Below are 16,353 nucleotides of genomic sequence, written 5' to 3'. Positions count from 1 at the left end.
CTTCAGATGATTCCTTCAAGTTTCCATTCCCTACAAGGCTCGATAAATAGCCTCGAGATCCTCGATGGTAACAGCACGTGGATTGCCAGCTGTACAAGCATCTGCAAACGCACGTTTTGCCATTTCAGGAATCATTTTTTCAAATTCATGACGGTCAATACCCAATCCCTCAATGGTCATCGGCATGTTCATTTGTTTTGCCAGTCGTGTGATGGCATAGATCAATGCTCGGACACCTTGTTTTGGAGTGGAGCCATAGAGGCCAAGCACTCGAGCTGCTTGAGCATAGCGCTTAGCAACAGCCGTTTCTTCTTTTTCTTCCAATGAAGCATTGAAAGCAATCACATGTGGTAACAGCATGGTGTTAATCCGACCATGTGGAGAATGGAAGAAAGCTCCGATTGCATGAGAGAGGCTATGGCAAATTCCTAGGCCTGCATTGTTGAAAGCAATCCCAGCAATCGCTGAGGCATTATGCATTTTTCCACGTGCAAACTGATTTTCTCCGTTCTTATAAGCCTCAAAAAGAAACTGATAGACGAGACTGATTGATTTTTCAGCACATGCATCGGAAAAATCTGTAGCTCCATTGGCTACGTAGGCTTCTAAACCATGCGTCAGAACGTCCATTCCAGCATCAGCTGTAACGGCAGGTGGAACTGTCATGGTAAAGTAGGTATCCAAGATGGCTAAATCTGGTACCATCGACTCATCAATAATGACAAATTTTTCATTTTTACTAGGGTCCGAAATGACCGCGAAAGCTGTATTTTCACTACCACTGCCGCTGGTTGTCGGGATCGCAATCATCTGCGGTTTGGCTACTTTTTCGGACTCAGTGTATACTTTTAGCACTGCTTTTGTGGAGTCAATCGCTGACCCCCCACCCAAGGCAATGACTAAGTCTGGTTTGAAGTCTTTGATTTCTGATATACTTTCAGCAATCACTTCAATCGTAGGATTTGGGACAACTTTTGAAAAGACCTTTGTCTCCGCACCTGCTTTTTTCAATTCCTGCAAGACTGCATCCACCATATGACTTTGGTCCATATAGGGATCACAAATGATGTAGGCTTTCTTTACAGATAACTTGGAAAGCTCTTCGGTAGAATGATGTCCCATCACAAATTTAGGTCCTACACTAAATTCTTTTGTTTTCATATCATTCCTTCTTTGATTTGGTTCATTGTCTGTAAAAATTGTTGGCACTGACTTGCATTCTCCAAGTCCAGCTCATGGATACTATCCACTTTGGCCTCTTCAAACTCTCGCCGACATTGCGCAATCCCCGCACCCGCACGATTTTCTTCGTTTTCAGTAGAGAGAATGACGCCAATCGTTGGGATACGAAATACTTTCGCAAAGTTTGGAGAATACACTGGAAATGTTCGGTTAGCAGACAAGAGCATCAGGACAGCGCTTGCATTTTGCTGTATCGCAATAATGTGCTTCATCATACCGGAGCCCCTGAGATAAGAGCTTGGTATCTGAATCGTTTGGTCCAGATAAACCACTGACCGGACATGGGGAAAATGGTGTTTTTCCTCAAACAACTCGACCATTTTTTCCTTCTCAATTTCAGTTGGACCAATCACCATTATTCTTTTTTTCATGATTGTGTCACGTTCACAACCGTAAAATCTAGTTGTGCTTCAAAATAGGTCAAAATGGATTGGAGAGCAGTTTGTACACTCTGCACATCCCCGCTAAACATCACTGAGCCCGTAAAACGATCGACAAAACAGATATCAACACTGGCTGCCTTGCCTGCAATATCTGCTGCAATAATAGCCGTCTCATATGGGGTCAAGGCAAGTATTCCGATAGCACCTGACTCGTCAACACCTAAACTTTGGTACACAGACTGTATAGGCGCAGCAATCATATGAGCCAAGGTAATTTGTTTACCAGGAACGGATTCTTGAATAATCCGATCAATCTTTCCTATTCCTTCAATCAAGACTGCACCTCCTTTTGCGAACGATTAGTGTTTTACAACGGTCACTGGGAAATCATAGGCCATAATATAAGATTCAATCCTGTCCAAGTCATACTGACTCAGTGAAGGATCGCCTTCGATTTTGTATTCAAGTCCCAACTGATTGTACTTATTGACGCCTAACTTATGGTAAGGCAACAAGTCAATCCCGTAGAAATTACCATATTCCTTATAAGGAAGGAGAAATTCGATAATGGCTTGAATTTCCTTTTGGCTATCATTGATTCCCTTCAGCATAGGCATACGGATTTTGATATTATAGCCTGATTCAATGACGTATTTCAGATTGGTGAGGATTCGTTCATTTCCAACACCCGTCCATTCATTGTGTTTTTTCGAATCCATATGCTTCATGTCAAATAAGAAAAGGTCTACGTAAGGTGCCACAGCTTGAAAAACCTTATTGGGTACGTGACCAGCTGTTTCAACTGCAGTATTGAGACCGTCTTGCTTACAAGCTTGAAGCAGCGCAAGGGCTCCTTCTGGCTGAGCCAAACATTCACCACCGGATAGGGTAACTCCCCCACCCGACATATCATAGAAGGCATCATCTTCGTGAATGATGGACATGAGCTCAGAAATGGTCTTGGATTCTCCCGCGACAGTTAGAGCACCCTCAGGACAGCCCTTGATATCTTCCTTGGTTGGAAGGCGTTTTTTGTACTTACGGATATCAATCGGGTGCTCCTTGTCAGCGTAATCAAAAGGACTAGGGCTTTCTGGATGTTTATATGAGAAGCAAATCTGACCTAGCGGACAAGTTACTGCACAGGAATTATATGGTTTACATAGACTTTCCTTGTACATAACATTTGAACCAAATTCCAGTCCTTCTGGATTGGCACACCACTTGCATCGCATTGGGCATCCCTTGAAAAACACAATTGTTCTGATACCAGGACCATCATAAAGATTGTATTTTTGGACATTGAATACATTGATTCTTGTCTCGTGTTTTTTCTTCTGCATTCCCATCACTACTTCCTTACCATCCGCTCACTCCCTGCATGGCAATGAGCGGAATTTTCATCACTAAATCTTTGTCAATACAGTACGGGAAATGATTTCGTCCTGTACATCTTTACACAATTCTACGAAGAAGGCACTGTAACCAGCTACACGCACAATCAAATCACGGTAATTTTCTGGGTGTTTTTGTGCATCAATCAATGTTGCATTGTCCAGATAGTTGAACTGCATTTCACCATTTCCAAGGATACTTGCTGTACGTAAGAGTGTAATCAAACTTTCTTCTCCTTGAGGTGTATCCAGCAAACCAGCCATAATCTTGAAGTTGTGTACCAAACCAATGTTCATGTTTTCATTTGCCATCTTAGATACTGACTTGATAATGGCAGTTGGGCCTTTAACATCCATTCCGTGGTCTGGTGAGATCCCATCTGACAATGGTTTCCAAGCACGACGACCTGAAGCGGATGCGCCTGTGATTTGTCCCAAAGGAGTATTGTTTGAGATAGACAAGGTACCGTGGCTCAATACAGAGTAAAGTGTCCGGTATTTGCGGTGTTCTTCTTCAGTGAATTCAATAATATCTACTGCAAAACTGTCTACATAATCGTCGTCATTACCATATTTGGGTGCTGCAAGACAGTCTGCTTTAATTTGGTCATAGCCTTCAAAATCAGCTACCAAAGCCTTATTCAATTCTTCCAATGTGTATTTCTTATCTTCAAAGACAAGTTTCTTAATGGCTGCCATAGAGTCTGCGTAGTTTGCAAGACCTGACCAAACAACACCTGGACCGAAGTTGTACATGGCACCACCAGATTTAACGCCGCAGCCGTGTTCCATAGTACCTTCATACATCATAGACATCAATGGTACTGGAGCCAATTCACGTTGGACACGTTGAGAAATAACGGTCATGACAGATGTCCATTTTGTGACATATTTAATGGTTTCTTTAACAGCTGCTTCAAATTGTTCGAAGGTCTTATACTGATCCAAAGGTCCCATGTCAGGTGTGACTGGTTTACCATACCAAAGTGGGATACCATGGTTCAATGTTGTTTCAATCAAGATTGGCCATTGTGTATAAGCTGTGGATGTCCATTGGTAGAGACGGCCAGATTTTTGAGGTTCTACACAACCCATCAAGCAGTAGTCACGCGCATCTTCCATTGATACTCCCTTGGCCAACATCATTTTGATGTGTGTATCATCAAAGTGACAAGCTGGGAATCCTAGTCCTGCACGGACTACATCTACAATCTTTTGCAAGTATTTACGTGGAGATTTATTGTTGATACGAGTTGCTAGCGTAGGTTGGTAAACCTTAACGTGGCGGATGGCATCCATAAGTAAGTAGGTCAAATCGTTTGTAGCATCGTTACCTGTACGCGTTACACCACCGACACACATGTTGACAAATGGTTGGTAACCCGCGAAGAATTTAGATGAACCTTCAGATGTTAACCACATCATTTCAGACATCTTGATAAACATAGAGCCTGCGATTTCAAAGGCTTGGAAGTCGTTCATCCGACCTTCTTCCAGGTCCTTCTTGTAAAATGGATACATGTATTGATCCACACGACCGATTGACAAACCTGTTTGGTTTTCTTCGCAGAGCAATAAATGTTGGATGGTTACCAGGTACTGCATCGCTTCCCAGAATGTTTCTGGTTTATGAGCTGGAACATTGGCATTGACTTGAGAAATCATTTCCAACTCGGCTTTACGTTTAGGATCTGTTTCTTTACTTGCCAATTGAGCTGCGTATTCTGACATCCGTTTGGCGTAAATGATAACACCTTCCGCTGTCAGAATTTGGCCTTTATAGAAGTAAATCTTATCGAGATCATCTGGATTACCGTAGTCCAACTTTTCCAAGTGGGTCTTGGCTTCTTCGATAATATCCAGCATCCCTTTTTTCATACCAACCACATCATAACCGGGGTTGGAGTCACCACCACCTGATTGTGCATGGTAGGAACAATCTGAAACAAATGATTCACCTGACAATTCCCAAGCACCTGCTTCGCGGTATTGTGATTCACAAGCTTCATCGACTGATTTGCCAGTCCAGTATGGGAAGATTTCTTCAACCAAGATTTTTTTGTCTTCTTCTGATAAATCATATGGGTCTTGTGGACGAGTAGAAACTGTGTCCAATTCGTCACGGAGCCAACGCCAAGAAATATCTGGAGAGAAGGCTCCCCAACGTGCACCACCATTTGGTGCACCAACCAATAATTCATGGTCTTGAATGACTAATGGAGCAATCTTACAAAATTCTTTGAAGGCTGTTCCGCGAAGAACCGCTTTTGGCATTCCTTCATTTTCTTTTGACACGCGTGTCAAATTAATCGCACGGATCAAGGAAATTGTTGGACGAGCTTTTAAGTATTGATTTTTCAAGGCTTGCAAACGTGGGGTGATTCCATCTGGAATTTCAGTTCCTTCACTTGCAAGCACTAGTGCTGCTTTACCTTCTGGTTTTTGAATATCTTCTGAAACACTTTGGAAAATTTTAACGAGTGAGGCACGTTCTGCTTCACTTAATTGTTTTGTAGCCTCTTCTAATTTGGCTGTAAATTCATTCATATCCATATGGATCTTTTCCTCTCTTTCAACTAAAGTTAGCAGATTGTTCTATTTTGAGAGCAATCCATTCTGTCGTAACTCTACATTTTTCTATTCCCTTTACTCAAATCCAACTTGACGGGTATATGTGAGGTGTCTTGGAGTAATGTTTTCTGAACGGTAGCCACGTCCTGTGGTAATTCCGCCTAGTATGAGCGACGGTGAAAAACTAGATTTCACACCTGTCGCGGTGCAAGCTGTGGGTGCATTGACCACGATTCGTCCGACTGCTTTTACCATGGCAAATTCCTTGATAATTTTCCAGTCTGACGAATGGATGGTCAGTGTGTGCCCCATTCTCAACTCAGATAAGATGTTCATGCATTTTACACAAGCTAGGGTCCAATCTGGCTCACGATAGAGGACGATGATAGGACAAAGTAATTTCTTATTGAAAAAGTCTTCATCATTCATGTATTCTTGTACTGATACCAGGACTTGTGTGTCTTCTGGAACGGTAAAACCTGCCATTTTGGCTAGCCAATTAGCAGATTGTCCATTGTAATTGGTGATAACATTCTTTTCAGAAGTCTTCAAAAATGCCACTAGCTTCTCTGTATCTTCTTCTGTCAAAATGTACCCACCATTGGCTTCCATGAGCCATTTGATCCGGTCTGCGATGACAGTTTCCGTTACCAAAAATTGCTCTGAACCTGGTAAAATCCCATTATCAAAACTTCTGGAGTGGATGACATCCTTGACGGCCTTCTCCAAATCTGCAGTCCGTTCGATAAAGACTGGACCCGAGGACTCCCCTCCATAGATAAGGGGGGTATTGGTGCGAAATTCTTTCGTGATGTATTCGGGACAGCCAATATTGATGAGCAGCGAAAGCTTGTCACTGAGCAATAATTCTGATATGCCAGCGTCATTCGTCAACTCAGCCAAACTCAACGCTCCCTCAGGATAGCCTAGCTCAGTTAGAAAATCTATGAGCTGATTGATAGCTTCCATCGTCGATGGTTTTGCCAGTTTATTGGCGACAAGTACCATAGAATTTCCAGATTTGAGAGCCAGCAATAAGAGATTGACCAGTAAGGTGTAGGTCGGATAGGCCGGTAGCAATACGGCTACAATCCCTAATGGAACACCGATCTCAATAACCTTGTCCTGACTGCTCCCTCCAATCATACCTGTATAGATTTCTTGCTGAATTGTTTCTTCAAACCGTTTTAGGAATTCTTGGCAAAGAAAAAGTTCATCCTCTTCTTTGGCATATTGGTTTTTCGCCACAAACTCCTTGATACCGTTCTCCCCATCCTGCTGCAATTTCTGAATAAGCGCTTCACTATACTTATTTAAGTCAGCTTGAGTTAATTTTTGTAATTGAGCAAAAGCAGTTTGAGCATTCAACAGTAAATTTCGGATTTCTTGGATGGATGCTAAATCTTTGTCAATATACAACATACTCTACACACTTTCTTAGGATTGAACTTCAGGTTCTGGACTTTCTGGTAATAAAACAGACAATGAGTAACGATCAATAATCTTGCGAAGATCTTCGTGTGGTCCAGGAATCACAACGCGACTGTATACCTCAGCCCCCATTGCTTCAACAGCGCATACACCTGCTTCTACAGCTGTATTACAAGCTTCTGTTTCTCCTTGAACGATGACAGAGATATAACCAGAAGCTACATTTTCATAGCCAATAACGTCAACTTCAGAGGCTTTAACCATGGCGTCTGCCGCTTCTAATGCGAAGACTAAACCAAATGTTTCGATTGCCCCAATTGCTTGATATCTTTTCACGGTATTCTCCTTTACGCCTAATTGTCAATATCATGTACTGACACAATATCACCGACGGATGGGATTGGTCTTGGCATCACATTGTGAGCCGTTAATTTCCCGATTGCTGCGGCAGCTGCGGCTCCTGCTTCTACAGCGGCGCGCACGGCAGCTACATCGCCTACAACCATGACGGTTACGAGAGTTGAGCCGACATTTTCATAGGATACTAGTTTTACGTCACTCGCCTTTAGCATCTTATCACATGCTTCCATGGCAGGTACCAGTCCCAGAGTTTCGACTAAGCCCAAGGCTTGTCCACCATAATATCTCATTGATAATTCCTCCGATTATCTTTTATATTCTGCTGCAATATATTTGTTGACAGCATCTAAGCCGTCAGCGTTAATTTTGTAGAAGATTCTCAGTTTTTGCTGTTCATCCAAATCATAGCCTACTTGTTCCACATAGCCATTGCACTCCAGAGACATGAGGTGTTCAAGGAAAAGTGGAACTGTAAATTGTTTTTCCGTACCGTATTGAGATCTTAAGGCCTCCATTACTTGATGCACATCAGCCTTTTCTACTGTACTCATATAATTCAAAACAGCTGTTCTTGCTGGTAAGAGTCCCATCGCTTACACCTCGCTCTTTCTAAATAAATCCAGTGGATTTGTCGTAACGACAATCGCTCCTAAAATGACAATGATTGAACCAATCGTAATCGTTGGTGTCAATGCTTGCCCTAAGAAGAGAATACTGAAGAAAACTCCCCAGAAAGCGTAAGTGATATTGAGAGACATCCCAATAGCTGTACCGACCATGGCATTTGATTTATACCAAGTAGTGTAAGAAATACCAACCAGAGTACCAGACACCAACAAGAGAAGCATTGGAAGTGGAGCGGCAAGCATTTTTGTAAATAAGCCTGTTGCACCAACGAGTGGTACGATGATAACCATCTGAATCAAGCCTGATACAATCTGACGAAGGGTTACGGCTACTTCAGAGTCAAGCATTGCCCCACCAAAACTAGAGATACATCCTTCAAGTCCCCAACAAATCGCTGCGACTATAGCTAGAAGAATCCCCAATGTAAAGTTGGTGGCACCTTCTGGCTTGACCAAATTTAAGATAACGGCACCAGCAACACAGAGAACCATACCGACTCCAACACGAGGAGTGATTTTTTGTTTTAAGAAAATCGCTGCAAACAGTGCTCCGAAAGCGGCTGTTGTAGCAGATACTGGGATAGCAAAGGCACCCGCAAGTGACAAACCAACAAGGTAAGCACCGTTTGCAATTGGGCCACCCAAGACAAATCCTAGGAGCATAATTTTTCCAGGCTTGGTTGCTAAACTTCTACCCAGCTCTTTAAATTTACCTGTACGAATGACATTGAGAAGGAGAACACAGCCTCCCATAAAGTCATTCAAACCTCCCATTACAAAGGGAGCTGCAAAAATTCCCACGGCTGATTTTATCGGGTCAAACCCACTAATAATCATCACTACAAAGGAATACAAACCATAAAACAAGCCCGAAATGATCCCGCTTCGAATCCCAATCGCATGGAATTTTTTGGTCACCTCGACCATTTGTTGATGAGCTGACGCTTGACTTCCATTATTCATATTTTGTCCCATGGAAAAACCACTCCTTCTTCATTCTATTTTTTCACTGGTAAAATGGTTTCCACTTCTGTATGAGGACGTGGAATAACATGGACAGAGATGAGTTCTCCAATCCGTTGTGCTGCTGCTGCTCCTGCATCGGTTGACGCCTTAACCGCACCCACATCTCCTCGGACTAAGACTGTGACAAGCCCGCCTCCGACTAGTTCCTTTCCGACCAAGGTCACATTGGCAGCCTTGACCATCGCGTCGGCCGCTTCAATCGCACCGACCAAACCCTTTGTTTCAATCATTCCTAATGCTTCAGAACTCATGATACAACCTCCTTTATAAAATTTATTTTTTAATAGACTTATGATCGATAGCCTAACGATAAGCAGAAACTGTCGACATTTTTCTGTTTACCAGTTATCTAATCTTCATCACGCTTAAATTGTAAGCCTTTCCATTGCGATAAAGTCAATATATTTTTAAAAAATTATTTTTTTGTGAATTTGATTACAAATGGACTTTTTTTGTGAAAATTTTTCTAATGAATGATTAGTTGGACAGAATATTCTGAATTATTACTTGTTTTTTCTATTTCTAAAACCTTCCCCTTAGGACTAACTTTGTCACTGTTCATTTTTCAAACAAAAAAGAAGCCTTTCGACTTCTTCGTTTTTCTATTTTTCCTTATCTCGCTCGGCTAATTTGTCCTTGACTCGCTCAGCTACCTGATAAGGTAAGCCTAAATCTGCAATTTCCTGCAAGCTGGCAGCCTGAATTTTAGGAATGGAACGGAAATGCTTGAGTAGAGCTTGCTTGCGTTTTGGTCCCAGCCCTTCAATACCATCCAATGTTGAGGCAAAGCTATTCTTAGACCGAACTTGTCGGTGGAAACTAATAGCAAAACGGTGCACCTCATCCTGAATGCGTTGGAGGAGAAAGAATTCTTGCGAATTGCGAGCCAACTCAACCACTTCCAATGGATTGCCAAAGAGCAATTCATGCGTTTGGTGCTTGTCATTTTTCTGCAGACCCGCAACGGGAATGTAATCCATCCCCAACCTCTTCAGGCTATCCAAGGCCGCATTGACCTGCCCCTGTCCACCATCAATGATGATCAAATCTGGCTCCGGCAAATGCTCCCGCTTAACCCGACTATAGCGCCGATAAATGACCTCTCGCATGCTGGCATAGTCATCTGGTCCATCTACTGTCTTGATTTTATACTTGCGGTAATTATTCTTGCTCGGCTTGCCATCGACAAACATGACCATAGCCGACACAGGGCTAGTCCCCATGATATTGGAGTTATCAAAAGCCTCAATTCGACGCAGTCGTCCCAACCCTAATTGTGCACCCAGTGACTTGATGGCTCCGTGCGTTTTTTTCAAGTCTTTTTCTAGCAAGTCAAACTTCTGCTCTAGACTGACACGCGCATTTTTTGTAGCCAAATTAACCAACTGCTTCTTCTCTCCGCGCTGCGGCTTGACAATCTTGGCATCCACCAGTGCTGCAACTGCTTCTGCATCAATGTCTTGGGGAATGAGAATTTCACTCGGAACCAAGTGCTGCTGGTCACGATAAAACTGCCCGATATAGGTCAGAAAGTCCTCTTCGGCATCATCATAGTAAGGAAAAAGATTGACATTTCGCTCGATGAGTTTCCCTTGTCGTACAAAAAATACCTGGACGCACATCCAGCCCTTATCCACATAATAACCAAAGACATCTCGATTTTGCATATCCTTGGCCATGACACGCTGCTTGGTCCGCAAGGTCGCAATCGAATCCAGCAAATCGCGATACTCGGCTGCTTTTTCAAACTCCCAACTGTCTGATGCCGCCTTCATCTTGACCTGCAAATCCTTGATAATTTTATCATCATGCCCCGTCAGAAATTGACTGACCTCTGTTGCCATTTTAGCGTAGTCTTCTTGACTGGGCATATTGTCCCCGTGAGCCAAACACTGCCCTAAATGATAGTAGAGACAGTACTTGTCCTCAGGCATTTTACACTTACGAAAAGGATACAGTCGCTCCAATAGTTTGAGAGTCTGGTTGGCTGCTGTTACATCTGGATAGGGACCAAAATACTGCCCCATATCCTTTCTAACTTGCCGCGTGATGATGAGTCTCGGATGACGCTCAGCCGTAATTTTGATGAAAGGATAGGACTTGTCATCCTTGAGCATGATATTGTAGCGCGGTTTGTTCTCCTGAATGAGGTTAATCTCCAAGAGCAGGGCCTCAATATTGGACTCCGTCACGATAAATTCGAAGTCCTCAATTTCAGAAACGAGGGCTTCCGTCTTGGTGTCATGACTCCCACGAAAATAAGACCGAACCCGATTTTTCAGATTTTTAGCCTTACCCACATAAATAATCTGGCCATTTTTATTTTTATGAAAGTAGCAACCAGGGCTGTCTGGCAGCAACTCCAATTTATGTTTAATGAGTTCATTCATAGATTTATTTTACCAAAAAAACATAGCCAAAGCTATGTTTTGCATTAGTGATGAATGGGAACCAATCGCTCGTGCATTACTACCATTCCGATGAGAATAACGGAAAGTATAGAAAGGAAAAAGTCCTAGGTTCAGCTGTTGCCCCAAAAGACCAAACAACGGTGGCAATACCGTTGTTCCAACATAGGCGCTCGCCATCTGTACACCGATAACTGCCTGAGATCTGTCTTTCCCAAAATGATGAGGTGTCGAGTGAATGATACAGGGATAAATAGGTGCGCAACCTAATCCCACCAAAAGAAGTCCAATCAAGGTCAAACTAGTCGAATGAATGGGAAGAAACAAGATAACAATCCCAAAGGCAATCACAGTCTGCCCCATCCGAATCAACTGTTTATCGTTAAAACGCATGGCCAAAAAGCCATTGACCCCACGCCCGAGCGTAATCCCGATATAAAACAAACTAGCAAAGCTGGCTGCTTGTACTGGTGACAGACCTTTTTCTGCTACCATATAAATAAGAAGTTGCCCACAGCCCCGTCGTCGCCTCCAAACCACAATAGCAAAAGAAACAAATCATAACTTCCTTGGCTCCCGGTAAAGCAAAAATTTGACGCAAGGAGAGAACTTGATGGTTGCCACTAGCCACAGTCTCATCTCTTCTCCACAAAGTCAAACTAGCAAATAAGCCTATTGTCAAAGCGACTTGTATCATCCCCACATAAAAGTAGGCATTGTTCCAAACCTGCCCTTGCCCTAATGTAAAGCTCACAACATAGGGTCCTACCGAGGCACCTAGTCCCCACATGCAATGCAACCAACTCATGTGCTTGCTAGAATAATGCAGCGCCACATAATTATTTAAGGCGGCATCCACACTTCCTGCACCCAGACCATAGGGAATTGCAAAGACACACAACCAGACAAAAGACGGGCTTATTCCAAAGCCAAACAAAGCAAAAGCTGTCAGTGCAACACTCAAAGCAGTTACCTTTCCTGCCCCAAGATTTTTCGTTAAGCGGTCACTTTGTAGACTAGAAACGATGGTACCGATAGAGATAATCGTAGAAATAATTCCCATATAAGACATGGGCAAGTCCATCTGAGCTCGCATTGACGGCCATGAAGCTCCTAGCAATCCATCTGGCAAACCGAGACTGACAAAAGCCAGATAAATCATCAGCAATAATACTTGAAACATAAATCTCCTATGGCAATAAGGCCATCAACTCATCATAATCAGCTACAACGTAGCTTGGTCGTGCCTGACTGGTATTTTCAGCGTGATGAGGATTGAACCAGACCGTGTCGATTCCTGCATTGTTTCCACCTTGGATGTCCGCCAAAAGACTGTCTCCAATCATCAAGGCATCTTCCTTCTCAAAACCAGGAACAGCCTCCCCAATCAAATCATAAAATTTCTTGTCTGGCTTTTGCGCACCCATTTCATCCGAAATAAAAACTTTTTCAAAATCAGAACCAATTTCCGACGCAAGTAAACGCCCTTTTTGGATAAAGGTCACCCCATTTGTCGCGGCAAAAAGACGATAACCACGCGCTTTCAAGTTATCCAGTAAAACCTTAGCACCTGTAAAGGTCTGCCCTTGTTGACTTAAAAAATGTTGATAGCGCTCCGCAAAGTAGGATCCATCTACAACCTGACCAAAATGTGCAAAGAGACGAGCAAAACGCGTGTTAATCAGTTCAGACTTGCTAATCTTTTTCTGCGTCAAATCAGCCCACAAGCCCTGATTCATAGGAATGTAATAATCCTTGTAGGCCTGAACATCCTCAACACCAGCCTCCTCCAGCAACTGCGTCAAGGCTATCTCCTCCGCTGCCTCAAAATCAAGCAGAGTATGGTCAAGGTCAAAAAGTAAATATTTGTAAGACAAGATGTGGGTTTCCTTTCTCCTGGAAAAGTTCAAAAAGGGAATGCTACAACTTCTTCAACTCCCTCAGTTTATTAGTATTATACCATAAACAAAACCTTGTAAAAACAGCTATTTCCTCCTCCTTCTCCTTCAGCCATCAAAAAAGTAGCTACCTCTATCAGTTGGCGCACGAAACACCTAACGCCCTAATGAAAAAACTCAAACTCAATCAGTTGTCTAAAGCAAGTGTACTAGCTCTGCCATTATCATTGCTATCTCGGCCCTTATCAATATCATACCAGGTGTATCAGACGCCTTCACCCTCATCACCGCTTCATCATCCGGTATCTACGTAGCCATCTATCCCTTGACCATGTTGCCTCACCTAAAATACCGCAAATCAAGCGACTTTATGGCTGACGGCTACCTCATGCCCGCCTACAAAATCCTCCACCCACTCACATTAGTCTTCTTCGCCTTTATTTACATCTCCCTCTTCTTACAAGAATCAACCTTTATGGGAGCTATCGGCGCCACCATCTGGCTCATCGTCTTTGGAATCTACGGCCAATGGAAATTTAAAGGAAAATAATAAAAAACAACTAGCACTGAGGTACTGTATCTATAAAATAAAACCGAAGTAAAATACTCCTAATTCTAATAAAATAGAATTAGGAGTATTTATTATGGTCAAAAAAGCTAACTTAATTAGAAACAAAATTAGTTTATCTTAAAACGAAAAATTAAGTCAAGCTGACAAAGCTATTATATATACTTTATTGCAAGCAAAAATTTCACTTCTCCATCTTCCATAAGCCGCTTATCCAGAAGGGCAGGTTTTAACAATTTCAAAGAATTTATTTACTACTTGACTAATATAGCTAATAAAAATACGGACTATAAACTAGCTACTCTCCCTTTTGCTAGCTCAAAAACATCTTGGGATCAAATTTTAAATCAATTACAGCTTGCATTTCTTAGTAAGAAGATCTATCTTTTTGGAGAGGGTTTCTGTGAATTTATTGTTCATTATACCCATAGGAAACTACTTCTTAAGAAGGTATATTCAATAGATCTAAATGGAGTGGAAATTAGTACTATTTCCAACGGAGAACCCCATACTCTAATTACGTTTTCTCACTCTGGTGAGAACAAACGCGGATTAGAAAAAATAGCTAAATGTAAACAGTATGGAGGTACCGTACTCGCAATAACCGCCTCTACTTCTAGTAGTTATAGCAAGGAAAGCGATTACTGTATTATCGTTGAAAATTTTGCTAATGAAACAGATTATGAAAATATAAATTTAAATTTTTTCTTTGGTAACACCATTAATTTAATAGAGTACTTAATTGATAATTGTATATGATGGTAACAATAAAAATTTACACTAATTTATTTACTATTTTTAACATTATTACTAAGAATAATTTTATTAAAAATTAAACTGTTCAGCTCTGTATAAGCAAATAAGCCTTTGCTAGAAGGCTTATTTGCTATCACTTTCATCAATTAGCTATCAAACTCGCGGTGCTAGATAATCTCAAACTACAATAAAAATCCCAAAAGGACTATACTGTAAGTGTCTAAACCAACAGGAGGTAGTCCAAATGAGCGACTTACAGTATACCGCTAAATCTCATCACTTACAATGGAATATCCATCAATTATCAAGTATTTGCTCTAAATTTTATCAAGACTATTATCCTGAGCAATTAAAAAATCGACACAATGTTCATTTAAGTAAAGTTTCAGATGAATCGCTCTTAGTCTTGCTTCTCTTGCAAGCTGAACTAGGAATAACATCCCAACGGCATTTCTATCGTATCTGTCAACTGTTTCCTTGTAGAAGATTACTAGAACGAAGCCGTTTTAACCGACGAGCAAGACAATTGATTTGGCTAGTTCAAGTCATCAGACAAGCTATGAATGCTCATATTTCTCCTGATGCCATTGTTATCATAGACAGTTTCCCCTTACCACTTTGTCAACCTGTCCGTAACTATAGAACACGTATTTTTAATGATTTGGCAGACATTGGTTACAATGCTTCTAAACATCTTTGGTTTTATGGATTCAAAGTACATATGCTGGTCACTTTATCAGGCTATATTCTGAACTATGTTGTGACACCAGCTTCTGTTCATGACATTAGAGCAGTTGATGACTTACTCAAAAATTACCAGAAATCTTTTATTTTGACTGATTTGGGCTACCTTAGTCGTAAATTGAAAGATAATTTGGAACAGAAAGGCTATCATATTTGGACTCCCTTACGTCAAAATATGGCGGGAGCTAAGCAACATAATCATTGGAAATTATTGGCTATAAGACGGACTATCGAGACACGCTTTTCAGAGCCTTGTGCTCTTTTTGATATAGAACACACACTAGCAAGAGAAATGACAGGGCTGCAGTTGAGAATTGAACAAATTGTACTTGCTTATAATTTGAGATGTTTTGAGGTTAACTAGCACCACGGGTATAAATTATATCTACTTAACAAAACAATGTTTATTCATATTAAAACCCTACCAAATTAAATTCTGGTAGGGTTTTAACTGTTTTCTAAATGAAATGGCGTAAGTCCCCAATAAAACAGGATATTGAGCACTTACATTTGTTTAAAAAAATTAGAGGACAACTAAATTCTAATAGTTATCCTCTAATTATACTTTCTTCAAGAATTAAATTATACTCTATTTCAGTTTCAACAAGTTAGCTATGAAAATAGAGTATAAAAACCGATGACGGAGAAAAGTTTAATGACATTTTAGGTCAAACGATTAATCCTCTTTTTTCTTTAAAACAGATAATAAACCAACTGAAGCTATAATTGTCAAAGCAGCAATGTTAAAGAATGGATTCTCATCCTCACCTGTTGTTGGTAATTTATTTCCTCTATCTTTATTATTTGCAATACTTGATAAAGCTTGTGTTTGGTCTTTAGCCTTAGGCTCATTCTTGTCAGCGTCCGTACTTGGATCGACAACCTTAACAGTCACATCAACAGTATCTGTTGAACCATCTGGATAAGTAACGATCACTTTACCTGG

Annotated in this window: 18 protein-coding genes and 1 pseudogene; 3 read left to right on the top strand and 16 right to left on the bottom strand. The window is 41.4% G+C overall.

Annotated features, from left to right (window positions below; translation table 11 throughout):
• Positions 1-30 precede the first annotated feature (30 nt).
• The 15 genes from J2T50_RS04245 to pynA form a co-directional block, all read right to left on the bottom strand.
• Entirely contained in the window at positions 31-1,161 is a 1,131-nt protein-coding gene (locus tag J2T50_RS04245) for a 1-propanol dehydrogenase PduQ (RefSeq protein WP_253364085.1), read from the bottom strand.
• Entirely contained in the window at positions 1,158-1,613 is a 456-nt protein-coding gene (locus tag J2T50_RS04240; RefSeq protein WP_253364083.1) for a EutP/PduV family microcompartment system protein, read from the bottom strand. Before J2T50_RS04240 ends, J2T50_RS04245 begins: the two co-directional genes overlap by 4 nt.
• The gene (locus J2T50_RS04235) at positions 1,610-1,960 is read right to left on the bottom strand and encodes a BMC domain-containing protein (RefSeq protein WP_253364081.1); all 351 of its coding nucleotides are present in this window, start codon (positions 1,958-1,960) and stop codon (positions 1,610-1,612) included. The genes J2T50_RS04240 and J2T50_RS04235 overlap by 4 nt, the downstream gene beginning before the upstream one ends.
• Before the next feature lie 24 nt (positions 1,961-1,984).
• Positions 1,985-2,974: a choline TMA-lyase-activating enzyme gene (gene cutD / locus J2T50_RS04230; RefSeq protein ID WP_253364078.1), complete on the bottom strand. Its 990-nt coding sequence runs from the start codon at positions 2,972-2,974 to the stop codon at positions 1,985-1,987.
• 57 nt (positions 2,975-3,031) lie between these two features.
• The gene (gene cutC, locus J2T50_RS04225; protein ID WP_253364076.1) at positions 3,032-5,572 is read right to left on the bottom strand and encodes a choline trimethylamine-lyase; all 2,541 of its coding nucleotides are present in this window, start codon (positions 5,570-5,572) and stop codon (positions 3,032-3,034) included.
• Positions 5,573-5,665: 93 nt separating this feature from the next.
• Positions 5,666-7,012, bottom strand: coding sequence for an aldehyde dehydrogenase family protein (locus J2T50_RS04220; protein WP_253364074.1), 1,347 nt, complete (start codon positions 7,010-7,012; stop codon positions 5,666-5,668).
• 15 nt (positions 7,013-7,027) lie between these two features.
• Positions 7,028-7,357: a BMC domain-containing protein gene (locus tag J2T50_RS04215; protein ID WP_253364072.1), complete on the bottom strand. Its 330-nt coding sequence runs from the start codon at positions 7,355-7,357 to the stop codon at positions 7,028-7,030.
• Positions 7,358-7,374: 17 nt separating this feature from the next.
• Positions 7,375-7,671 carry a BMC domain-containing protein gene (locus tag J2T50_RS04210; protein WP_253364070.1) on the bottom strand — a complete coding sequence of 99 codons (297 nt, stop codon included), beginning with the start codon at positions 7,669-7,671 and terminating at the stop codon, positions 7,375-7,377.
• 15 nt (positions 7,672-7,686) lie between these two features.
• On the bottom strand, positions 7,687-7,971 hold the full coding sequence (locus J2T50_RS04205) for a hypothetical protein (RefSeq protein WP_253364068.1): 285 nt from the start codon (positions 7,969-7,971) through the stop codon (positions 7,687-7,689).
• Between the two features lie 3 nt (positions 7,972-7,974).
• A complete protein-coding gene (locus J2T50_RS04200) occupies positions 7,975-8,982 on the bottom strand; it encodes a DMT family transporter (RefSeq protein ID WP_253364066.1) in 1,008 nt (335 codons plus the stop codon).
• 23 nt (positions 8,983-9,005) lie between these two features.
• A complete protein-coding gene (gene eutM, locus J2T50_RS04195; RefSeq protein ID WP_027969986.1) occupies positions 9,006-9,284 on the bottom strand; it encodes an ethanolamine utilization microcompartment protein EutM in 279 nt (92 codons plus the stop codon).
• A gap of 351 nt (positions 9,285-9,635) precedes the next feature.
• On the bottom strand, positions 9,636-11,423 hold the full coding sequence (gene uvrC, locus J2T50_RS04190) for an excinuclease ABC subunit UvrC (protein WP_253364064.1): 1,788 nt from the start codon (positions 11,421-11,423) through the stop codon (positions 9,636-9,638).
• 9 nt (positions 11,424-11,432) lie between these two features.
• Positions 11,433-11,936 carry an MFS transporter gene (locus J2T50_RS04185; protein ID WP_253364062.1) on the bottom strand — a complete coding sequence of 168 codons (504 nt, stop codon included), beginning with the start codon at positions 11,934-11,936 and terminating at the stop codon, positions 11,433-11,435.
• On the bottom strand, positions 11,887-12,624 hold the full coding sequence (locus J2T50_RS04180) for an MFS transporter (protein ID WP_253364060.1): 738 nt from the start codon (positions 12,622-12,624) through the stop codon (positions 11,887-11,889). Before J2T50_RS04180 ends, J2T50_RS04185 begins: the two co-directional genes overlap by 50 nt.
• A gap of 7 nt (positions 12,625-12,631) precedes the next feature.
• A complete protein-coding gene (gene pynA / locus J2T50_RS04175; RefSeq protein ID WP_253364057.1) occupies positions 12,632-13,318 on the bottom strand; it encodes a pyrimidine 5'-nucleotidase PynA in 687 nt (228 codons plus the stop codon).
• Between the two features lie 149 nt (positions 13,319-13,467).
• On the opposite strand from pynA, the pseudogene J2T50_RS04170 reads away from it, so the two are divergent.
• The 3 genes and pseudogenes from J2T50_RS04170 to J2T50_RS04160 form a co-directional block, all read left to right on the top strand.
• A pseudogene (locus tag J2T50_RS04170) lies at positions 13,468-13,889 on the top strand (amino acid permease); the annotation flags it as partial.
• Between the two features lie 276 nt (positions 13,890-14,165).
• On the top strand, positions 14,166-14,666 hold the full coding sequence (locus tag J2T50_RS04165; protein WP_253364055.1) for an SIS domain-containing protein: 501 nt from the start codon (positions 14,166-14,168) through the stop codon (positions 14,664-14,666).
• 241 nt (positions 14,667-14,907) lie between these two features.
• Positions 14,908-15,771: an IS982 family transposase gene (locus J2T50_RS04160; RefSeq protein ID WP_253364054.1), complete on the top strand. Its 864-nt coding sequence runs from the start codon at positions 14,908-14,910 to the stop codon at positions 15,769-15,771.
• Between the two features lie 312 nt (positions 15,772-16,083).
• Here the strand turns inward: J2T50_RS04160 and J2T50_RS04155 are convergent.
• Positions 16,084-16,353: LPXTG cell wall anchor domain-containing protein (locus tag J2T50_RS04155; RefSeq protein ID WP_253364053.1), on the bottom strand; the 270-nt coding region annotated here is incomplete at its 5' end.

Origin of the sequence: Streptococcus gallinaceus (assembly GCF_024170225.1) — a bacterium.
Lineage (GTDB): Bacteria > Bacillota > Bacilli > Lactobacillales > Streptococcaceae > Streptococcus > Streptococcus gallinaceus.
This window is presented reverse-complemented; position numbering and strand designations above follow the sequence as displayed.